The 21,803-nt window shown below is 63.3% G+C and carries 17 protein-coding genes; 7 read left to right on the top strand and 10 right to left on the bottom strand.

The genetic code is table 11. From position 1 onward, the window contains the following. Positions 1–37: 37 nt before the first annotated feature. Together hemW and lepA are read right to left on the bottom strand one after the other, a co-directional pair. Entirely contained in the window at positions 38–1,270 is a 1,233-nt protein-coding gene (gene hemW, locus BLT92_RS18565) for a radical SAM family heme chaperone HemW (RefSeq protein ID WP_092108009.1), read from the bottom strand. Next, positions 1,271–3,142 (bottom strand): translation elongation factor 4, encoded by a 1,872-nt coding sequence (gene lepA, locus BLT92_RS18560; protein WP_092109623.1) that lies wholly within the window; start codon positions 3,140–3,142, stop codon positions 1,271–1,273. It abuts the gene before it with no gap. Between the two features lie 172 nt (positions 3,143–3,314). On the opposite strand from lepA, the gene BLT92_RS18555 reads away from it, so the two are divergent. The 3 genes from BLT92_RS18555 to rpsT all read left to right on the top strand — a co-directional run bounded on the left by BLT92_RS18555 (position 3,315) and on the right by rpsT (position 5,195). Further along, positions 3,315–4,082, top strand: a complete 768-nt coding sequence (locus BLT92_RS18555; protein WP_092108007.1) for an endonuclease/exonuclease/phosphatase family protein — start codon at positions 3,315–3,317, stop codon at positions 4,080–4,082. 11 nt (positions 4,083–4,093) lie between these two features. Beyond that, positions 4,094–4,672: a type II toxin-antitoxin system PemK/MazF family toxin gene (locus BLT92_RS18550; RefSeq protein WP_092108005.1), complete on the top strand. Its 579-nt coding sequence runs from the start codon at positions 4,094–4,096 to the stop codon at positions 4,670–4,672. 262 nt (positions 4,673–4,934) lie between these two features. After that, on the top strand, positions 4,935–5,195 hold the full coding sequence (gene rpsT, locus BLT92_RS18545; RefSeq protein ID WP_092108003.1) for a 30S ribosomal protein S20: 261 nt from the start codon (positions 4,935–4,937) through the stop codon (positions 5,193–5,195). A gap of 112 nt (positions 5,196–5,307) precedes the next feature. Here rpsT and holA read toward each other — a convergent pair whose 3' ends face one another. From holA to BLT92_RS18520, 5 genes are all read right to left on the bottom strand, one after another. Then, the gene (gene holA / locus BLT92_RS18540) at positions 5,308–6,291 is read right to left on the bottom strand and encodes a DNA polymerase III subunit delta (RefSeq protein ID WP_092108001.1); all 984 of its coding nucleotides are present in this window, start codon (positions 6,289–6,291) and stop codon (positions 5,308–5,310) included. Between the two features lie 83 nt (positions 6,292–6,374). After that, a complete protein-coding gene (locus tag BLT92_RS18535; protein WP_231938912.1) occupies positions 6,375–8,630 on the bottom strand; it encodes a ComEC/Rec2 family competence protein in 2,256 nt (751 codons plus the stop codon). 10 nt (positions 8,631–8,640) lie between these two features. Next, a complete protein-coding gene (locus BLT92_RS18530; protein ID WP_092108000.1) occupies positions 8,641–9,528 on the bottom strand; it encodes a helix-hairpin-helix domain-containing protein in 888 nt (295 codons plus the stop codon). A 191-nt stretch (positions 9,529–9,719) separates the two neighbouring features. Next, complete coding sequence (locus BLT92_RS18525) at positions 9,720–10,595, bottom strand: DegV family protein (protein WP_231938911.1); 876 nt, start codon at positions 10,593–10,595, stop codon at positions 9,720–9,722. Further along, positions 10,592–11,899 carry a UDP-glucose dehydrogenase family protein gene (locus BLT92_RS18520; RefSeq protein ID WP_092107996.1) on the bottom strand — a complete coding sequence of 436 codons (1,308 nt, stop codon included), beginning with the start codon at positions 11,897–11,899 and terminating at the stop codon, positions 10,592–10,594. The genes BLT92_RS18525 and BLT92_RS18520 overlap by 4 nt, the downstream gene beginning before the upstream one ends. A 94-nt stretch (positions 11,900–11,993) precedes the next feature. Here BLT92_RS18520 and BLT92_RS18515 point away from each other — a divergent pair, with 94 nt between their 5' ends. Then, complete coding sequence (locus tag BLT92_RS18515; RefSeq protein ID WP_231938910.1) at positions 11,994–12,689, top strand: hypothetical protein; 696 nt, start codon at positions 11,994–11,996, stop codon at positions 12,687–12,689. A gap of 78 nt (positions 12,690–12,767) precedes the next feature. On the opposite strand, the gene nadE is transcribed toward BLT92_RS18515, so the two are convergent. Together nadE and leuS are read right to left on the bottom strand one after the other, a co-directional pair. Continuing rightward, positions 12,768–13,595 carry an NAD(+) synthase gene (gene nadE, locus BLT92_RS18510; RefSeq protein WP_092109617.1) on the bottom strand — a complete coding sequence of 276 codons (828 nt, stop codon included), beginning with the start codon at positions 13,593–13,595 and terminating at the stop codon, positions 12,768–12,770. 39 nt (positions 13,596–13,634) lie between these two features. Continuing rightward, on the bottom strand, positions 13,635–16,559 hold the full coding sequence (gene leuS / locus BLT92_RS18505; protein ID WP_092107994.1) for a leucine--tRNA ligase: 2,925 nt from the start codon (positions 16,557–16,559) through the stop codon (positions 13,635–13,637). Positions 16,560–16,749: 190 nt separating this feature from the next. Here leuS and BLT92_RS18500 point away from each other — a divergent pair, with 190 nt between their 5' ends. Then, the gene (locus tag BLT92_RS18500) at positions 16,750–18,558 is read left to right on the top strand and encodes an AMP-dependent synthetase/ligase (protein ID WP_092107992.1); all 1,809 of its coding nucleotides are present in this window, start codon (positions 16,750–16,752) and stop codon (positions 18,556–18,558) included. A 186-nt stretch (positions 18,559–18,744) separates the two neighbouring features. Continuing rightward, positions 18,745–19,782 (top strand): glutathione S-transferase family protein, encoded by a 1,038-nt coding sequence (locus BLT92_RS18495; protein WP_092107990.1) that lies wholly within the window; start codon positions 18,745–18,747, stop codon positions 19,780–19,782. Between the two features lie 58 nt (positions 19,783–19,840). Here the strand turns inward: BLT92_RS18495 and BLT92_RS18490 are convergent, their stop codons facing one another. Then, positions 19,841–20,626 (bottom strand): DedA family protein, encoded by a 786-nt coding sequence (locus BLT92_RS18490; protein ID WP_407922864.1) that lies wholly within the window; start codon positions 20,624–20,626, stop codon positions 19,841–19,843. 103 nt (positions 20,627–20,729) lie between these two features. On the opposite strand from BLT92_RS18490, the gene BLT92_RS18485 reads away from it, so the two are divergent. Further along, positions 20,730–21,770, top strand: a complete 1,041-nt coding sequence (locus BLT92_RS18485; RefSeq protein WP_092107988.1) for a YhjD/YihY/BrkB family envelope integrity protein — start codon at positions 20,730–20,732, stop codon at positions 21,768–21,770. Positions 21,771–21,803: the final 33 nt, after the last annotated feature.

Genomic DNA, 21,803 nt, shown 5'->3' with positions numbered 1-21,803 from the left:
GCTTCTTCGCGTTAGGTTCAGTACGCTGGGTCTTCGTTCAGTCCACGTAATCGGTGAGGATGCGGACCATGTAGTCGGCCATCAGCCGACCCTGCAGTGTGGGCTCGAACCGGCCTTCGTCGACGGCCGCTGCATCGAGGAGTCCCTGCTTCACGAATCCTCTGATTGCCCTGTCGCTGCCTTGACCCAACGAGTCCAGACGCAGTTCCGAATCGATCCGGGCAGCGAGCATGATCCGCTCGATCTCCTGCGTCGACTCCCCCAGGACCTCACGTCCGATGGCCGGTGAATCACCTGCCAGCAGCCGGTCGGACCAGGCGCGAGGGTGCTTGGCGTTCCAGAAGCGCACTCCGCCGATGTGCGAGTGGGCTCCGGGTCCGAATCCCCACCAGTCGGCGTTGCGCCAGTAGGCCATGTTGTGGTCGCAGCGGGTTTCGGCCGAGGTCGACCAGTTGCTGACTTCGTACCAGTGCAGACCGGCGGCGGTCATGGCGGAATCGGCGATCTCGTACTTGTCGGCCAGATCGTCTTCGTCGGGCATCGGCAGTTCGCCCCGGCGCACCATGGCACCCATCTTCGTGCCGGGTTCGATAATGAGCGAATACGCTGAGATGTGGTCGACGTCGTTGATCAGTGCCACGTCCAGTGACCGGCGCCAATCGTCGATCGACTCCCCTGGGGTGCCGTAGATGAGGTCGAGGCTGAGCTCCAGACCGGCCTCTTTGATCCACTTCGCCACATCAGGGATCTTCTCCGGGTCGTGTGTGCGATCCAGTGTCGCAAGCACATGAGGCACAGCCGACTGCATACCCAGGGAGATCCTAGTGAACCCGGCGGCGGCCAAGGTCGCGATATAGGCCGGATCCAAGGTGTCGGGGTTCGCTTCGGTCGTGACCTCGACGTCCGGTGCCAAGCGATAGCGGTCTCGGATGTCGTCCATGACCCCGGCCAGCACCTCGGCGGCCAGCATCGTCGGGGTTCCCCCGCCGAAGAAGACCGTCGTCACCTCACGGTCGCCCGCGCCCGCCTCGGCGAGGACATGGGTCGACAGATCAAGCTCCCGGGCAAGATTGCTGCGGTAGTCATCGCGGGAGGCACCGGGCCCCAGATCCTCTGCCGTATAGGTGTTGAAGTCGCAGTAGCCGCAGCGGACTCGACAGTACGGGACGTGGACGTAGAGACTCAGCCCGCGAGCATCCGCGCCGGTCCCGGCCGAGGCCGGGAGCGAACCATCGAGCGGTGGAGTCTCACCAGTCGGTTGTGTCGGCACTTACTTCTTGGGTTCCTTCTTGGGATCCGGTTCATCCGAGGACAGTGCGGCGATGAAGGCCTCCTGCGGGACCTCGACGTTGCCGACGACCTTCATCCGCTTCTTGCCTTCCTTCTGCTTCTCGAGCAGCTTGCGCTTACGGCTGATGTCGCCGCCGTAGCACTTGCTCAGCACGTCTTTGCGGATGGCGCGGATCGTCTCGCGGGCGATGATGCGCGAACCGATGGCCGCTTGGATCGGCACTTCGAACTGCTGGCGCGGGATGAGCTTGCGCAGCTTTCCGGCCATGAGCACGCCGTAGGAGTAGGAATTATCGCGGTGGACGATCGCGGAGAAGGCATCGACCTGATCGCCGTGGAGCAGGATGTCGACCTTGACCAGGTCCGCTGCGTCCTGGCCGTCGTCGGAGTAGTCGAGGGTGGCGTAGCCCTTGGTCTTCGACTTCAGTTGGTCGAAGAAGTCGAAGACGATCTCTGCCAGGGGAAGTCGGTACCGGATCTCGACGCGGTCCGAGGACAGGTAGTCCATCCCCTGGAGACTGCCGCGACGTGTCTGGCACAGTTCCATCACCGCGCCGATGTGTTCGCTCGGGGTGAGGATGGTGGCCCGGACCATGGGTTCTCTGACCTCTTTGATCTTGCCCGTCGGATACTCGCTCGGGTTGGTGACCTCCAGCTCCGATCCGTCTTCCATGGTGACGTCGTAGATCACGCTGGGTGCGGTGGAGATGAGGTCGAGGTCGTATTCGCGCTCGAGACGGTCCCGCAGGACCTCGAGGTGGAGCAGACCGAGGAAGCCGCAGCGGAAGCCGAAGCCCAGCGCCGTCGAGGTCTCCGGCTCGTAGGCCAGCGAGGCATCGTTGAGTTTGAGCTTGTCGAGGGCGTCGCGCAGCACTGGGTAGTCCGATCCGTCGATCGGGAAGAGACCGGAGTACACCATGGGCTTGGGTTCCTGGTAGCCCTCGAGCGCCTGTTCGGCAGGCTTCGGAGCAAAGGTGACGGTGTCGCCGACCTTGGACAGGCGAACGTCCTTGACACCGGTGATCAGGTACCCGACCTCACCGACACCGAGTCCCTTGGTGGCGCGCGGCTCCGGTGAGGAGACGCCGATTTCGAGGAGTTCGTGCGTGCTGCCGGTCGACATCATCGTCAGCTTCTCACGGGGATGCAGCGCACCGTCGACGAGGCGGACGTACGTCACGACGCCCCTGTATGTGTCGTACACGGAGTCGAAGATCATCGCCCGTGCCGGAGCATCGGCGTCGCCGACCGGAGGCGGAATGTCCGAGACGATGCGGTCGAGGACTTCTTCGACGCCTTCGCCGGTCTTGCCCGACACGAGCAGGCAGTCCTCAGGTTCGCAGCCGATGAGGTTGGCGAGCTCCTCCGCGTACTTCTCGGGCTGTGCGGCGGGGAGGTCGATCTTGTTGAGAACGGGAATGATCGTCAGATCGTTTTCCATGGCCATGTAGAGATTGGCCAGGGTCTGGGCTTCGATGCCCTGTGCGGCGTCGACGAGAAGCAGTGCGCCCTCGCAGGCGGCCAGTGACCGGGAGACCTCGTAGCTGAAGTCGACGTGTCCCGGGGTGTCGATCATGTTGAGCGCATAGGGAGCAGTCTCGTTCTCCCAAGCCATGCGCACAGCCTGGGATTTGATCGTGATTCCGCGCTCGCGTTCGATGTCCATCCGGTCGAGGTACTGAGCTCGCATATCGCGCGGCTGGACTGCCCCGGTGACCTGGAGCATCCTGTCGGCCAGGGTCGACTTGCCGTGGTCGATGTGAGCAATGATGCAGAAATTGCGGATCAACTCGGGTGATGTAGCGGACGGAGAAATCCGTTCGAGTGCTTGCGGCTTCACCTGAGGTGACATGAACGCCCTTTCTTCGACAGACCAGAACTTCCATTGTTCCATGGGTTGCGCACCAGACTGGAATCCTCGACGTCCCGATGCGTGCGCATCGCACATCTTCACAGCCGCTCGGACTCCCTGAGATTCCGGGCGCCGATCGCCACTTTCGGCACGGATCGGCGAAGATTGGATCATGAGCGACTTCTCGATCATGAGCTTCAACCTCAGGTATCCCGCAATGGACGGGCACCCGGTGTCCACACGGCTGCCCATCGCCGCCGATCTCATCACGCAGGCCCATCCCCACATCATCGGCACGCAGGAGGGTGAGCTCGATCAGCTCGAGACGCTCATCAGCCTGCTTCCCGATGAGTACATCTGGTTAGGTGAGGGGCATTCGGGCGGCAACTCGGGTGAGTTCACCGCGGTTATCTACGATTCGTCTCGCTTCGACGTCGACGCCGTGGATATCAGCTGGCTGTCCGAACAGCCGGAGACAGTCGCCTCCGAATCATGGGGCGTCTCCCACGCCCGGACTCTCACCGTCGTCGATTTTCGTGATCTTCTCACCGGGTATTCGCTGCGGCTGCTCAATACGCACCTCGATCACAAGTCCGAGCATGCCCGCTTGGAGTCCGGGAAGCTCATGGCCGGCCACCTCGCCGAGGCGACCGGCTCATCCGTGGTCACCGGAGACTTCAATGTCGCCACTGGCTCCCCCGTCTACGACTTCTTCTGCACAGAGCTGGGACTCACCGACACCGGGGCGGTCGTCCCGAGCGAGGACATCGGCACCTTCCACCGCTACAGGGGACCGAAGGACGGCGACCCTCGCATCGATTGGATCCTGACTTCATCGGACCTGCAGACCGTGTCGACCAGGATCAACACCTTCTCCGTTGGTTGCGAATACCCCTCCGACCACTTCCCGGTCGAAGCGGTTCTGCGCTACGTCGATTAGGATCAGTGCACATGAGTTGGAAATCACTGGTCAGTCGCGTCGTCAAGATCGGCGTCAGAGAAGGCGTCAAGTACTACAAGCGATCACAGCGGAACAAGGCAGGTTCGCAGGGTTCGGGCCCCCGTCCAAGCGGTCCCTCACAGGGCGATGGACGGTCGTCGGGACCCGCTGCGGCGAGGGGCGGCGACTATCCGGGCGACTACCGCGGCCCGGTCAACGTCTCCTATGCACCCGACCTCGACGGCGATGCCGATCCGGGTGAAGTCGTCTGGGGATGGGTCCCCTACGAAGAGGACCATTCCCAAGGCAAGGACCGCCCGTCCCTGATCGTCGGCAAGGACGGTCGCTGGGTGCTGGCACTCATGCTCACCAGCCAGGACCACATCCCGGGCGGAGTCGGCGAGGTGCGCGAAGACCGTCACGCCCGGTGGATGAATATCGGCAGCGGAGACTGGGACTCGCAGGGCAGGCCCTCTGAAATACGTCTCGACCGTGTGATCCGCCTCGATCCGCAGTCCATCCGCCGCGAAGGCTCGGTCATGCCCCGCGAGATCTTCGAACAGGTCGCGGGCAACGTCGACGCCGGCTGACCCCGGGCCCGCACCGCGACGGGCCCGCACCGAGACCGAGCTCCAGGTGGGTCCGAGCTGTGACCAGGGAGTCAGAATTTCTGCCTGACGAGATCAGCCTGTATCGTTGATCGAGTATCTTCATCAATGGCGTGTGTCTCGTCTAGGTCGGGTGAAGATGCCATCAGACTCGATATCATCGATGTGTTTCCCCGCGGAGATGAGTATGTCGGTCGGATGTGCCCTCACGACCATGTTCCACTAACACGAAAGAGTGTTGAAATTGGCTAATATTAAGTCACAGATCAAGCGGATCGAGACCAACGAGAAGGCTCGCCAGCGCAACAAGGCTGTGCGGTCCGAGGTTCGGTCACACGTTCGCGTCGTCCGCGAGAACATTGCTGCCGGCAACAAGGACAAAGCACAGCAGGCATATGCTGTTGCCGCCCGTAAGCTCGACAAGGCTGTTTCGAAGGGTGTTCTGCACAAGAACAACGCTGCGAACCGCAAGTCGCGCATGGCCACGCAGATCAACGCTCTCTGAGTCGATCACTGAGGCTATAGCTTCGAGGGCCCCGATCCGTATGGATCGGGGCCCTCCTGCATTCACGACATGCTGCGCGGTGCGCTCACTGTTCAGTCTGCCGACTGGCCCTTCAGCGCTGGCGGGCCAGTCGGCAGACTTCGGAGACGAACCATTCGACGGCGTAGACGGGGTCGCGTCCTCCGCCCTTGACAGCCTCATCGGCTTCGGCTGCGGCGATCAGCGAGTGCCCCAGGGCGACTTCGTTCCACCGCCGGACCTCGCGCCTGGCGCGGTCGACCTGCCACGGAGCCATCTTCAGCTCTGAGGCCAGCTCACCGCTCGATCCTGAGAAGCCCTGCACCTTGGCCATCGAGCGCAGCTTCATTGCGACCGCCGCGACCAGGGGCACCGGATCGGATCCGGTCGACAGGGCGTGACGCAGCAGGCTCAGTGCGTTCTTCGCATCGCCGCCGACAGCGGCATCGGCAACTTTGAAGCCTGTGGCCTCGACCCGACCGCCATAGTATTGGTCGACGACCTGAGCGGTGATGGTTCCGTCTGTGTCCTCGATGAGCTGTTCGACCCCGGCATTGAGTTCGGACAGGTCGGAGCCTAACGCCGACATCAGCGCGGCCATTCCGGATTCGTCGATCTGCCTCTTCGCGGCCTTGAACCGGCCTTGGGCGAACTTGGCCCGGTCGCTCTCATTCTTCAGTGCCGCCGCATCGACCCGGGGGAACCCGCTTGCCTCGATCTTCTTGACCAGCTTCGCTCCGCGATTGCCTCCTCCGTGGAGGAGCAGGACGACCGCATCGTCATTGGGATCGTCGAGGTAGGCGAGCGCATCGGCCAGGAAAGCCTCCGAGCATTTCTCGACGCTGTCGACGACGATGAGCTTCGACGTGGAGAACAGTGACGGCGAGGCGGCCATGAGCAGCTCTCCGCCCTGATATCCGGCGGCGTCGAACTCGATCTCCTCCGGGTCCTTCTTCCGGGCAGCAGCCACGATCCGATCCTTGGCCATGCGGATGAGCACCGGCTCATTCCCGGAGATCATCACAACGGGCGCGGGCTTTGCGGAACTCCACGGAACCGGGGTCTTCTTGACTGCCATGTGCCAAGCCTATCGTGTGCCATGGACACGTTGCGCGGCAGTCACCAGCACTCTCACCCGCACTCGATCACTCAACCGGGCACTCATTCGGAAACGGACTCGCAGTGCCGTCCTGTGCTGTACTGCGCATCGGCATACACGGCGACGGTGCCGCAGAGATCGGTGCGCAGAACCGGGACGGGGCCGAAGGCTCGCTGAGCTCGTGGCGTGGGGTGGCCGTAACTGTTCTCACCCACGGAGATCACTCCGAGGCGAGCGCCTGCGGCCGTGAAGAAGTCCTCTGACAGGTCGGAGGAGCCGTGGTGGGGCGCGATGAGCACATCGACGGGCTCAAGGCTCTGAGCGACGATGAACTGTTCGTCCTCGCCGATGTCCCCGGGGACCAGGTAGCTCAGGCCCTCCTGTTCGACCCGCAGGACCAGTGAGTCCTCGTTGCGCACTTCTCCCGACTCCGCAGCGGAACCTCGTTCCTGCACTGTCTGCGGTGGTGGCCACAACACCTCGATTCGAGCCCCGCCGGCGTCGAGCGTGCGTCCCCGTGTCGTCGGCACCACCTCGGCGCCGGTGTCTTCGACAATGTCTCGGACCTCGTCTGACCCGACGACGTTGGCAGACACCCACAGTCGGTGCAGGGTCCGAGACCAGGTGGTTCCCGCATAACCGGCGCTGTGGTCGGCGTCGAAGTGGGAGATGGCAAGATCGACGTTCTCGATCCGGCCCTCGTCGAGGCACACGTCGACGGGCTTCGGGTCCTCCCCCGTGTCGATGACGAGTCCACGGTCATCGCCGAGGTTGATCAGCGTTGCCGATCCCTGCCCCACATCGCAGATCATGACCAGCCAGTCGTCTGCTGGTGGCTTCGTCCGGCCGACGACGATGTTCAGTGCGGTCAGGCAGATGCAGAGGACGACGACTGGGACTCCCCACAGCTTTCTGCGGACTAACAGCCATAGCCCCGCGGCCAACAGGATGAGGAGTCCGAGCGCCGCCAGTGTCCCCCATGGAGGTTTCGGCCAGTCGAGGGCCGCCCCGGGCAGTCCGGCACAGACTTTGGCCACGGCAACGATCCACCATGCGCACAGCGAACCGAGCCAGGCGGGCAGCTGAGCGCACCACAGGAGCCCGGGGACGCCGACGAGTCCGATGCCGGCGCACACCAGAGACAGGAATCCGAGAATCGTGGCAGGCAGCACCGCGGGGGCGGCCAGGGCATTCGCCGCCACCGACCACAGCCCGATGCGGGGGTCGATCGCCACAAGCACGGGCGTGCACGCCAGCTGGGCAACCAGGGGCACGATGAGGGCGCTGATGACGATGGCGGGGACCATCGACAGACGCAGGCTCAGACGCCGCAGAATGATCGGAACGACGAACATGATTGCGGCAGTCGAGACGACGGAGAGCACGAACCCCACCGAGGATGCCAGCACGGGAACCAAGCTCAGCAGGATGCACACGGTCGAACTCATCACCGCCACCGGTGAGATCCCTCCCCCGCGCAGGAACACGAGGGCGACCGCGATCGCCATACCGGCTGCGCGGATGGCACTGGGTTCGAACCCGACGACGAACACATACCCCACGCAGGTGAGCACCCCCACGGCGACACGGGTCCTGGGCCCGGCCCGACACAGTCCGGCAAGCAGTCCGGCGCCGAGGCTGACGATCGTGACGTTGCTTCCGGAGACGGCGGAGATGTGAGTCAGGGACACGACGCGCATGTCGTCCTTCATCTGTGCGTCCTGAGGTTCGGTGTCTCCGACGACGAGTCCCGGCAGCAGTGCTCCCCCGCTGTGCCCCGACGCCAAAGATTCGTGTCGCAGCTGCATGCGCAGGTCTCCTCGCCACTGCCACAGGCTGTTCGGTGCACGGAGGATCGTCGGGTCGGCGTTGCTGAGGCGCACGTCGTCGAGGGCTTCAGTGCGCATCGAGATGTGCGAACCCGCGGGTGGGACGGAAGGGCTGAGCACCTCTGTGATGCCCGACGAGGTCAGCACCGTCAGACGTGACCACCCCGAGCCTCCCGGTTGGCTGTGCCCGACCACGATGCCGTCCACGTCGGTGACTTCACCCGTGCCGTGGGCGGCGCTGAGCATCGTGGTCTGCACCGTGAACAGGCATGCGAAGACGATGAGGAGAACACCGAGGTGGTGGTGTCTGCGCAGGCAGAGGAACCCGAGACCGACGAGGACGGGGACGGCGACGAGCGCCCATGGTCCTGGTGCCGCCAGCGCGGTGGCCCACAGGCTCATCGCGCAGATGAGCAGACGAACGGAGCCGGGCCAGACCTTGGCCACCGAACGCAGCCGGCCGAGAATGGCCTTCCCCCGGTCTCTCACCGGCTCGGCCCTATCCGACGACGACAAGGTCTTTGAGACTCTCGAAGGTCTTGGGACCGATGCCCTGGACAAGCAGCAGATCCTCCACCTTGGCGAAGGGCTGCTCTTCGCGGTGGGCGATGATCGCCTCCGCGGTCACCGGTCCGACGCCCGGCAGCGTCTGCAGCGCCGTGAGATCGGCCGTGTTGAGATCGACCTTCGCGCCCGGGTTCGGATCTGCAGCAGCACTGCCCGAGGCGCCTGCTGCACTGTCTGCCGCACTGCCGGCCCCATCTCCCCCTGCTGCGCTCGACGCACCGGCGGTCGAATCGCCCCGACCGGCGGGTTCTGGTGTCTCTCCCCGGACGGGAATGTGGATCTGCTCACCATCGTGGAGGACGCGGGCGAGGTTGATCGCTTCCGCATCCGCTTGTTCCTTGAGCCCGCCTGCTGCCTCCACCGCGTCATGGACTCGGGCACCGGCGGTCAGGCTCACGACGGAGGGCCGGTGCACCGCCCCGGTGACATGGACGATGACTGCGCCGGACTCGGTGCTCTGGGTTGCAGACGCGGCCTCGGCCTGGGCCTGGGCCTGGGCTTGGTCGGGGTCTGCTTGGTCGGGGTCTGCTTGGTTGGGATCAGCTTGGTCGGACTCGGTGCCGCCGCCCTCGGCAGAGCCCACGTGTTCGTCGGAGGCAGCGTGCTGCGGGGCCGGTCGGACGATGAGGAAGGCGATGACGAGCACAGCAATGGTCGCCACTGCCAGGGCCACGAGCACGGGTGGGCGCACGCGACGCGGTTCGACCGCCTCTTCCTCTCCCTCGCTGTCGCTTTCGAACACATCTCCCGGGACCCAACCGCCGCGCTCGGCACTGGAGTTGATGAGGCCTGCGAAGCGATCATCGGGAGAGACAGCCATGTCGACAAGCTAGGCCCGGTCGTCCCGAACACACCAGGACCGAAAAGTCGCTTGTGGAAACCGTTCGCCGGTCCACAGCCCAAACGCACATGAGTGAATCGCTCGCCCACAGTCAGGCAGACATGAGTGGGCCCGGCCTCGCAGCGTCGACGGGTGGATGCACGGGCGCATGCACGCGGTGGTGCGAGAGCTCAGGGTCTGGTTTGGACCGTGATTCCGATCGTGCCGGAACCGACGTGGGCCGTGATGATGGCCGACAGTGTTCGAAATGTCGTCTGCAGGCCGGCCGCCTCGATCTTCTCGCGCAGCGTGACCACGTCAGGGTGGGAGGGCTGTCCATCCGCATGCTGGATCTCCACGTACACCTCCTGTTCGTCGGTCGCGATCTCTGCCGCGGCGTCACCGGCCAAGGCAACCATACGCTCAAGTGCTTTCGTGCGGGTGCGGACTCTGCCGAGGGGAGCCACGGCACCGGCGCTGAGTCCCAGCACCGGAACGATCTGCAGTGCCCGGCCCAGCAACGAGGATGCGGCTCCGATGCGACCGCCTCGGCGCAGGTGTTCCAAGGTCTCTGGAGCAAATGCGGTTCGGGTCTCTGCGGCGCACCAGTCGGCGACCGTGCCGGCGATCGATGCCACGTCGTGACCCTGTGAGATCCCGGCGGCCGCGATCGACAGAGCCCCCGCCAGACCCGCCGAAGTGGTCCGGGAGTCGACGACGTTGATCAGCGATTCCTCGTTCTGGGCTGCGGCGACGGCCGAGTCCCGGGTCCCGGAGAGTTCGCCGGACATGGTCACCGTGATGATCTCCTCGGCCCCATGGTCGAGAAGCGTGGCGTAGGCGTTCGCGAACTGGGCCGGGGTCGCCATGGAAGTCGACACCTCGGCGCCTTCGTCCATCTTCTGGCACAGCTCTCCAGGGTCCAGTTCCCCGTCAGCGAAAGCGACCCCGCCGACGAGCACCGTCAGCGGAACGACTGCGAAGAGATCACCGGTGACCTCGCGCAGCGTGGCTTCCTCCGCGGCCGAGAGCTGTGCCGTCGAATCGGTGACCAGACCGACCCTCATGGACGGCCCAGCGCCCGATACGTCCAGCCGGCCGAGCGCCACACCTCGGGGGTCAGCACATTTCTGCCATCGATGAGGACCTTGCCAGCCACCAGCGACGCTGTGGCCACCGGATTAAGATCCCGATACTCCTGCCACTCCGTCAGCAGCAGCACAGCATCGGCACCGGCCAGAGCCTGCGAAGCATCGGCCACATAGTTGAGCTCAGGGAACGCCTTCGCCGCATTGCCGATCGCCTGCGGATCCGTCACCGTCACCACACCGCCCTGCGTCGCGATTAACCGGGCCACCGCCAGAGCAGGCGAATCCCTGACATCATCACTGTTGGGCTTGAACGCAGCACCGAGCACCGTGATCTTCTTCCCGATGAACGACCCGGCCAAAGTATCCCGAGCAATGTCGACCATACGCACACGCCGACGCATATTGATCGAATCGATCTCTCGCAGGAACGCCACCGCCTGATCGGCACCCAACTCACCGGCCCGGGCCATGAACGCACGGATGTCCTTGGGCAGACACCCGCCGCCGAATCCGAGTCCCGCGTTGAGGAACTTCCGCCCGATCCGATCGTCCATCCCGATCGCATCCGCCAACTGAGTCACGTCCGCGCCCGAGGCCTCACACAGCTCAGCCATCGCATTGATGAACGAAATCTTCGTGGCCAAGAACGAATTCGCCGCGGTCTTGACCAGCTCAGCCGTTGCGAAGTCCGTGACCAGCCGCGGCGTCTCCTCGTCCAGCATCGTCGCATACACCTCATCGAGGCCAGCTGTGGCCTGTTCACCGGCGGCACCGTCAGCGACTCCATAGACCAGACGATTCGGGTGCAACGTGTCCTCAACAGCATGGCCTTCACGCAGGAACTCCGGATTCCACATCACGCTCGCCCCCGTGGGAGCCAGAACAGCAGCCAGACGCTCAGCAGTCCCCACAGGAACGGTGGACTTGCCCACAACCACCGACGTCGAAGTCAGATGGGGAACAAGCGAATCCACAGCGGCATCGACATAGGTGACATCGGCGGCGAACTCTCCCGGCTTCTGCGGAGTCCCGACACACACGAAGTGAATCCGCGCGTCCGCGACACGCGAGACATCGGTGGTGAACTCGAGACTGCCGAGATCCTGACCTTTCACCAGCAATTCACTCAGCCCCGGCTCGAAGAAGGGCGGTTGGCCCGACGTCAGCGCCGCAACCTTGTCTGCGTCGACATCGACGCCGACAACCTCATGTCCCAGTGATGCCATTGCCGCCGCATGTACAGCGCCGAGGTACCCGCACCCGATGACTGAAATCTTCAACCCGTGTTCTCCCTGCTTCGTCCCAGCATTTCAGCCACACTATATGCCACTAGGTTCCACGATATCTGCAGGTTGAAACAGTACCCTTGGAAATGTGAAGCGTTTCTTGGATTTCCTGACCAACTCACCGGCCGCGGTGACATTCGCGGTGCTCAGCGTGCTGGGCATCGTGGTCTTCGCCGTGCCCGGACTGCACCCCTACGCCTGGATCATCGGCCTGATACTGTGTCTGGGCGTCATCGGCGCCCTGCTCATGTTCCATGGTGAGTGGCGGCGGGCACAGAAACAGATCGATTCTCTGCGCCAGTCGCTGAGCACGGAGCGCGGTCGTCTCGACACCCTGGGGCTGACCCCCGTCGACGAGGAGGTCACTGCGCTGCCCGATGAAGTGCGAGCACATCGGATCCTGGACCTGCTCCCCGATTCTGCCGGCCTGGTGCAGTCGCTGCGTCTTGATGCGACCTACGGGACTCTCGAAGTCGACGAGCTCGAGCCTCTGCACACCTTCCGGAAGGAATTCGCGAAGTCCAGCTTCGACAACCCGCGTTCCCACACGGCGTTCATGAATCTCTATCGTGCGGCCGAAGCCCTGTCGATCTGGGTCAACGAGGAGACACGGCAGCTCGCCGCCGACCGGACGAAGCGAGAGATCAGTCCCGGAGACTCACGCAAGGGCGGCTGGAGAGAGTACACGGAGGCGCGCAGCCGAGGTGAGAGCCTCGGTGACCGATTCGTCTCCGCCCGGTGGGAGTTCAACCAGACGGCCTTGGAGCTCGGGCTCGTCGCCTGAACCGAGCATCGTCGAAAACCACGATGGCGACGGACTCATTTCGAGTCCGTCGCCATCAGTGCGTGCAGGGCCGTGCCGTCAGTGGCGAATCCACCACGAATCGGTCGGGGTCACCGGGGTCCGACGTTTGTGCTCGGAGGCACGGTACTTCTCGACGAGTGCCGCGGCCGCAGCCTCGGCGATGTCCTTCCCCTCGAGGAAGTCGTCGATCTGGTCATAGCTGAGACCCAGCGAAGATTCATCGGTCTGGCCCGGTTCGTCATCGAGCAGGTCCGCCGTCGGAACCTTTCGCACGAGGTGCTCAGGAGCGCCGAGGTGGTCAAGCAGTGCTCGCCCCTGCCGCTTGTTCAGTCCGGCCAGCGGCACGACATCGGCGGCACCGTCACCGAACTTGGTGAAGAAGCCAGTCACAGCCTCGGCAGCATGATCGGTGCCGGCGACGAGGAGCCGCTTCTCCCCCGCCAGTTCGAACTGTGCGATCATCCGCATCCGTGCCTTGACGTTGCCCTTGCCGAAGTCGGTGATGGCCTCGCCGGTGGCGGTCTCATACTCGGTCGCCGCCGCGTCTGTCGCCGCTCCGATGTTGATGACGATCTCGTGGTCGGCGCGGACGAATTCCATCGCGTCCTGAGCGTCGCTCTCATCGGTCTGAACGTGATGCGGCAAGCGGATCGCCCAGAATTCGGCTACGGCTCCACGTCGCCGCAGTTCCTCGACCGCCAACTGGCACAGTCGTCCGGCCAGGGTGGAATCCTGCCCTCCGCTGATGCCCAAGGTCAGTCCCCTGACACCGGTGGTCAGAATGTAGTCAGCGAGGAATTCGACTCGGCGGGCGACTTCCGTCGCAGGGTCGATCGTCGGTCTCACACCCAAGGTGTGCCGAATCTCATCCCGAGTGGCTTCCATTGTCATATGTGTTCAACCCTTCCGGGCACACGCCGTGTCTCAGGCGTCAGGGACGATATTGACCAGTTTGGGCGCACGCACGATGACCTTACGGACTCCGGCGCCGTCGAGCGCCTTGAGCGCATTCGGCGACTCCAGTGCCAGCTTCTCCAGCTCCTCGGCCGAGATGTCGGGGTCGACCTCGAGCCGCGCACGCACCTTGCCCTTGACCTGGACGACACAGGTGACCTGGTCCGCGACCAGATGCTGTGGATCGGCTGCGGGGAAGGCTGCGTAGGTCAGCGTCGACGTGTGGCCGAGCTTCGTCCACAGCTCCTCGGCCAGGTGCGGCGCGAAGGGCGAGAGCATGATGACCAGCGGCTCGAGGACATCGGCTGTGACTCCGCCCTGCTTCGTCGCGTGATTCGTGAGCACGATCAGCTTCGAGATCGCGGTGTTGAAACGCAGGTGGTCCATATCTTCGCGGACGCCGTCGATGACCTGATGGAGGACCTTGAGCGTCGCGGAATCGGCTGCGCCGTCCCTGATCACGGACTCCCCTGTGGTCTCGTCCACGAACAGGCGCCACACACGCTGCAGGAACCTCTGCGCACCGACGACGGCACGAGTCTCCCAGGGGCGTGCCTGTTCGATCGGTCCCATGGACATCTCATAGACGCGGAACGTGTCCGCACCATACGCGTCGTACATCTCATCGGGCGAGACGGAGTTCTTCAGCGACTTGCCGATCTTCCCGTACTCACGATTGACCTGCTCGCCTTCGAACCAGTAGGTCGATTCGCCGTTGTCATCGGTCTTCTCCTTCACCTCGGCCGCGGGAACGTAGATCCCACGGGAGTCGGTGTAGGCGTAGGCCTGGATGTAGCCCTGATTGACCAGACGGTGGAACGGCTCTGACGATGAGACGTGGCCCAGATCGAAGAGGATCTTGTGCCAGAACCGCGAGTAGAGCAGGTGCAGAACCGAGTGTTCGGCACCGCCGACGTAGAGGTCGGCGCCACCGCGCGGCTTGGACTCACGTGGACCCAACCAGTAGCTTTCATTGGCAGGATCGACGATACGCTCGGAATTGTGCGGATCGGCGTAACGCAGCTGGTACCACGACGAACCAGCCCAGTTGGGCATGGTGTTCGTTTCGCGGTAGTACTTCTGCGGCCCATCACCCAGATCGAGCTCGACTTCGACCCAGTCCCGGTTACGGCCCAGGGCTGGTTCCGGGTGGCTGTCGGCGTCATCGGCGGCAAACGTCCGAGGGGCGAAGTCATCGACCTCCGGCAGCTCCACCGGCAACATGGAGTCCGGCAGGGCGATGGGCGTGCCCGCTTCGTTGTAGACGATCGGGAACGGTTCGCCCCAATAGCGCTGGCGTGAGAACAGCCAGTCCCGCAGACGGTACTGGGTCGACTCTGTGGCCAAGCCTCGACTGGACAGCCATTCGGTGATCGTCGCCTTCGCCGCGTCGACTTCGAGACCGTTGATGTCGATCTCGTCGTTGGCGGAGTTGATCATCACGCCGGTCCCTGTGAAGGGGGCGTCCTCATCGTGGTCGGCCGGTGGCTGCACCGTGCGCACATACGGCAGTCCGAACGATTTCGCGAAGTCCCAGTCGCGGGCGTCCTCTGCCGGCACGGCCATGATCGCACCGGTGCCATAGCCCATCAGCACATAGTCGGCGACGAAGACGGGGATCTGGTCACCGGTCGCGGGATTGACCGCGTAGGAACCGGTGAAGATTCCGGTCTTGTCCTTGCTCTGCTGACGGTCCGCATCGGTCTTCGCCGCGGCGTCGCGCTGGTAGGCGGCGATCGCCTCGGCGGGGGTGGATTCTCCACCGCGCCAGCCATCGGGGGTCTGCTCGTCCCATTGGGCCGCGGTGAGCTCGGCGACCTGCGGATGTTCGGGGCTGAGTACGAGATAGGTGGCACCGAAGAGCGTGTCCGGTCGGGTCGTGTAGACCTCGACCTGGGACGCAGACGCCGCCACCGGCAGGCGCAGCAGGGCACCCTTGGAGCGACCGATCCAATTGATCTGCATGCTGCGCACCGCCGAGGGCCAGTCCAAGTCGTCCAGATCGTCGATGAGACGGTCGGAGTAGGCAGTGATGCGCATGTTCCACTGCCGCAGACGGCGTGTGTAGACGGGGAAGTTGCCGCGTTCGGACAGGCCTTCGGACGTGACTTCCTCGTTCGCCAGCACGGTGCCCAGTCCCGGGCACCAGTTGACTGGGGACTCCGAGACGTAGGCCAATCGATAGTCCTGCAGGATGCTCTCCTGCTCAGCCGGGCTCAGCTCGGACCAGGGGCGGGAGTCGGGGGTCTGTTTGGTTCCCTGTTCGAATGCCTCGATCAGCGTGGTGATCGGTCGTGCGGCACCGACAGAGTCTTCGCCCTCGGTCCTCGCCTCCGGGTCATACCAGGAGTTGAAGATCTGCAGGAAGATCCACTGGGTCCACCTGACGAAGTCATCGTCGGTGGTCGCGAAGCTGCGGCGAGCATCGTGGGCCAAGCCCAGCCGACGCAGCTGACGCGTCATGTTCGTGATGTTCGCATCCGTTGTGATGCGCGGGTGCTGCCCCGTCTGGACCGCGTACAGATCGGCGGGCAGGCCGAAGGCATCATAGGACAACGCGTGCATGACATTGCGCCCCCGCATCCGCTGGTACCGGCCGTAGACGTCCGTGCCCAGATATCCCAGAGGATGACCGACATGCAGTCCCGCTCCCGAAGGGTAGGGAAACATGTCCATGATGTAGAGGGACTCACGCTCACTGAGGTCCCGTGGGGGGCTGTAATGGGATTTTTCATCCTGTCGACCAAGACCGAGCGCAGCCTGGCTCAGATCACCGGTGGGATTCGGGGCGTGGAATGTTCCCGCCTGTTCCCATGTGTGCTGCCACGACTTCTCGATCTTCTCGGCCAGCACCGCATCGTAGCGGAAACCGGTCTCTTCAGGATTCGTCGTCATTACCTTCCTTCACTGACTGGGCGTGAGCGGGTTTCGACCATCGTACTCTGAAGACTCCCCGCTTCGACTTGGCTAGACTGCCAGATAGACGCGCACAGAGGGTTTGAGCTTCCAAACGTGAGCGATTTCACCTCTCAGCCCTCAACCAGTAGGATAACCGGGCAGTAACTTACGCCTCAAAGGAGACCTCATGAGTCCAACGACAATGCCCCAGTCAACAACTCCCGTCGTCGGCTTCGAGGTCGACACGACATCGTCGACGACCGACATCTTCCTCGCGAAGACCGCAGAGAATCCGAACCGTCCCCTGCTGGCACAACCCGTCGACGACAGCTGGGCAGAGGTGACCGCCGGTGAGTTCCTCACCCAGGTTCGGACCGCAGCCAAGGGACTCATCGCCTCAGGAGTCGAGGTCGGAGACCGGATCGCGATCTTCGGACCCACCTCATTCGAGTGGACCCTCAGCGACTACGCAGTGTGGTACGCGGGAGCGATCTCCGTGCCGTTCTACGACACTTCCTCCGAAGATCAGCTGGGGTGGATGATCAAGGATGCGTCCGTCGGCCATGGACTGGTCAGCACACGTGAGCATGCCGACCGGGTCGAAGCCGCCGCTGCCGCCGCTGGAATCGCGGCACCACACCTGTGGGTCTGGGATCAGGGAGCCTTCGCTGAGCTCGAAACCACCGGACGACAGATCAGCGACGACGCCCTCGAAGCTCAGCGTTCGCAGGTCACAGCCGAATCGGTCGCCACTCTCATCTACACTTCCGGCACAACCGGAAAACCCAAGGGCTGCGTCCTCACACATGGGAACTTCGTGCAGACCGTGCAGGCCGCGCAGGAGCAGATACCTGAGGTCTTCACCGAAGGCATGCGGTGCCTGCTCTTCCTGCCGCAGGCTCACGTCTTCGCCCGCTTCATCGAGGTCCTCTCGATCAGCTCCGGCGCCCTTCTGGCTCACCAGTCCGATCTGACGAAGCTCACCGATGCGCTCGGCAGCTTCCGCCCGTCGTTCATCCTCGGCGTACCCCGTGTCTTCGAGAAGGTCTTCAACTCCGCATTGGCCACAGCCGAATCCGGCGGAAAGGGAAAGATCTTCCGCCGGGCCGAGCAGGTCGCGGTGGCCTATTCCAAAGCCATGGATGCCGGAAAGGTCCCGCTTGCGCTCAAACTGCAGCACACGCTCTTCGACAAGCTCGTCTACTCGAAGCTCCGCGCGGTCATGGGCAACAACGTCAGCCACGCTGTCTCCGGCGGCGGACCCCTCGGCGCTCACCTCGGTCACTTCTTCCGCGGAGTCGGCCTCGTCGTCCTCGAAGGATACGGCCTGACGGAAACAACTGCCCCGATCACTGTCAATGTGCCCGAAAAGGCCAAAATCGGCACAGTCGGCGTTCCATTGCCCGGTGTGAGCGTGGCGATCGCTCCTGATGGCGAGATCCTGGCCAAGGGCGTCCCTGTCTTCCAGGAGTACTGGAACAACCCGAACGCGACCGACAAGGAGTTTCACGACGGCTGGTTTGCCACCGGAGATCTCGGCTCCCTCGACGAGGAGGGCTACCTCACGATCAGCGGTCGCAAGAAGGAGCTCATCGTCACTTCGAGCGGGAAGAACATTGCACCGGCTCCGCTCGAGGATGCTCTGCGTCGCCACCCCATCATCGGCCAGCCTGTGGTTGTCGGCGACAACCGGAAGTACATCTCTGCCCTCATCTTCCTCGACTCGGAGATGCTGCCGACGTGGCTGAAGAATCAGGACCTGCCGGAGATGGACCTGCGCCAGGCCTCCTCGGACGAATCCGTGATAGCCGCCATCGAGCAGGCCGTCGACAGCGTCAACAGGACGGTGTCGCGGGCGGAGGGCATCAAGAAGTTCTCGATCCTGCCCGTTGAGCTCAGCGAAGACAACGGATACCTATCGGCCAAGCAGTCAGTCAAGCGTCACCTCATCGGCAAGGACTTCGCCGCCGACATCGACGCGCTCTATGCCGACTGACCCCTGCTGCGAGCGCTGATCAGACTGCGGGCTGTTCAGCGCTCGGCCGGTTATCCGACCGAGACATCAATGCGATCTCGTCAATCGGTTCTTCACCCAGGACCCCACTGGTGTCCTGCGATCTCCAGCCAAGACGTAAACTGGTACTTAGATAGTTGAAAATAGAACTTTCCTAAGGAGCAGACCATGTCCGACGAGAGCAGCCAGATGAACAGCTACGTGGCCAAGGGCGAGGCATTTGACCGGGACACGAACTACATCGAAGATCGGATCCTCGCTGATCCCGACTCACAGTGGCCGGTAGGACCCGGCCGCTACAGGCTCATCGCCGCTCGCGCCTGCCCATGGGCGAACCGGACGATCATCGTCCGCAGGTTGCTGGGCCTCGAGGACGTCATCTCCATCGGAATGCCAGGTCCCACGCACGATGCTCGGTCCTGGACGTTCGACCTCGACCCCGGCGGAGTCGACCCAGTGCTGGGCATCGAGCGCCTGCAGCAGGCGTTCTTCGCACGCTTCCCGGACTACCCCCGCGGAATCACCGTCCCTGCAATGGTCGAGATCGCCAGCGGTGCTGTCGTGACGAACGATTTCCCGCAGATCACCGAGGACTTCTCCACCCAGTGGAAGCAGTATCACAGAGAGGGTGCGCCGAACCTGTGGCCCGAGGAGTCTCGTGAGGAGATGGCCAAGGTCATGCGCCTGATCTACACCGAGATCAACAACGGTGTCTACCGCTGCGGCTTCGCCGGCTCTCAGGAAGCCTACGAGGCTGCCTTCGACCGCCTGTTCACTGCGCTGGACACCATTGAGGAACGCCTGAGCCATTCCCGATTCCTCATGGGAGATTCCATCACCGAGGCGGATGTCCGTCTGTTCACCACCCTGGTTCGCTTCGACCCGGTCTACTTCGGACATTTCAAGTGCAATCGACAGACTCTGCGCGACTTCGAGAACCTGTGGGGCTATGCACGCGACCTCTACCAGACACCGGGCTTCGGCGACACCGTGGACTTCACTCAGATCAAACAGCACTACTACATCGTCCACGTCGATGTGAACCCGACGCAGATCGTTCCCAAGGGTCCCGATCTCGCCGGTTGGCTCTCGCCTCATGGCCGAGAGAAGCTGGGTGGCTCGCCCTTCGGCGACGGCACCGCCCCCGGACCTGTCCGCGCCGGTGAGGAAGTTCCGGAGGAACACACCGCTGCCGCCTGGCTGTGATGATGATTGTGGGTCATGCAGTGCGGCGAGCCGAAGGCACAGCTTCCAGACCGAGGACTCACCCCTCGCCCAGACCGGTTGAGCCTTCGGTGCGCTCGATGCCTTCGGTGTAGTCCTCGCGGCCTTCGGTGTGAACACCGCTGGCCTCGGTGCCCCGCGCGGCCTTTGCCCTCCTGCGCTTACGGACCTTCAATACGATCCACACCGCGACGAAGACGACCACGGCCACGATGACCAGAGTCTGGAAGTAGCCTGCGTAGGTTTCCACAACCGACCAGTTCTCGCCGAGGTAGAAGCCGGCGACGATGAGGATGGTGTTCCAGATCGCACTGCCGGCTGTGGTCAGCAGCAGGAACTTGATGATCGACATGTCCCGCATGCCGGCGGGGATGGATATCAGAGACCGGAAGATGGGGACCATCCGTCCGAAGAACACGGCCTTGTCACCATGCTTGTCGAACCAGGCAACCGTCTTGTGCACGTCGTCGACATCAACCAGCGGCATCTTCACTGCAATTCGAGCAATGCGTTCAAGACCGATCCATTTGCCCACCGCCCACAGTACGACCGCACCCACGACGGAGCCGAGGGTGGCGAAGATGATCGCCACGACGATGTTCATGCTCCCCTGGCTGGCGGTGAAGCCCGCCAGCGGCAGCACCAATTCGCTGGGGATAGGCGGGAAGATGTTATCCAAGAAAACCAGGAAGCCAACTCCGAGCGGACCCAGTGTCTCCATGAGCGTCACAGCCCAGCCGGAGAATCCGCTGAGGTTCTGAGCTGCTGACGCGCCAGCGGACAGCATCAGATCGGTGGACTGGACCGTCGAAAATAGAATCGGCATGGTCGAAAGTCTAGTTCGTCAGGCGCGGCCCACCACGCTCAGGCCCCTCCCAGCGGTTAGTGTTGAAACAGACACCTGCGGGTCAAGATCGAAGGAGCACGAAGTGGCACCAGCCAAAGTACTGGCCTCACGCAACACGGTCGTCGAAGTCGGCCACAACGCCATCAGCCAGCCGGGACCCGCTCATCTCATGCGGGCCGTCACACGTTTCGGTGATCGCTTGGGCAATCAGTTCGGCGCGGCCATCACCTACTTCCTCGTTCTCGCGGTCATGCCGATTGCGATGTTCACCTTCGCAAGTCTGGGCTTCGTTCTCGATGTCGCGCGTCCGGATCTCCTTCCGAAAGTCGTGGCCCAGATCGAAGCCCAAGTAGGCGAAAATTCGTCCCTGACAGATCAGTTGGAGAGCTTCCTCACCAGTTGGCAGTCAGTCGGCATCATCGCCATCCTGGCCGCTCTCTACACGGGCCAGGGATTCATCGGCAATCTCGGAGCCGCAGTGCGAGCTCAACTGCACGCGGACTTCGATGATGTGGTCCCCGACAAGTCCTTCATCAAGAAGATCCTCAACAACGTCGCCACCCTTCTGGGGCTCATCATCGGACTGCTGCTGACAGTGGCGTTGACCGTCGTCGGCGCCAGCTTGGGGTCCGTCATCAGCGATCTTCTCAGCCTCCCCGGGTGGGCGAGGGGCCTATTGATCATCATCCCGCCGATGATCACTCTCGTCGCAGGATGGCTGATCTTCATGTTCCTCTTCTCGATGCTGCCCGATCATCCGGTGGGAAGAAGAGCCAAGATCAGAGGCTCAATCCTCGGTGCTGTGGCCTTCACCGTCCTCCTCAACTTCGCCACGGTCCTCGTCGACATCTTCTCCGGGAATAAGGCCGCGGGCGTATTCGGTTCGATCATTGCGATCATGCTGACGATGAATATCTTCGCCCGAATCATCCTCTTTGTAGCGGCCTGGATCGGGACGGCACAGCCACCCCGTCCGCAGGAGGACACGTCACCCGAATACCGCTTCGTCGAGCCCAAGGTCCAGGCACAGAGCCTCGGCGCACTGCTGGCCGGCGCGGGCATCGTCACCCTCACACTGCTCGGATTCAGACGACTCGACGAACACCAGACGAATCGCGAGTAGGCGAAGCGATACACTGGGACGAATTCGCCAACT

Source organism: Brevibacterium picturae (assembly GCF_900105045.1).
GTDB lineage: Bacteria > Actinomycetota > Actinomycetes > Actinomycetales > Brevibacteriaceae > Brevibacterium > Brevibacterium picturae.
Note: the sequence above shows the minus strand (reverse complement) of the source record. Positions and strands in the feature narration are given on the sequence as shown.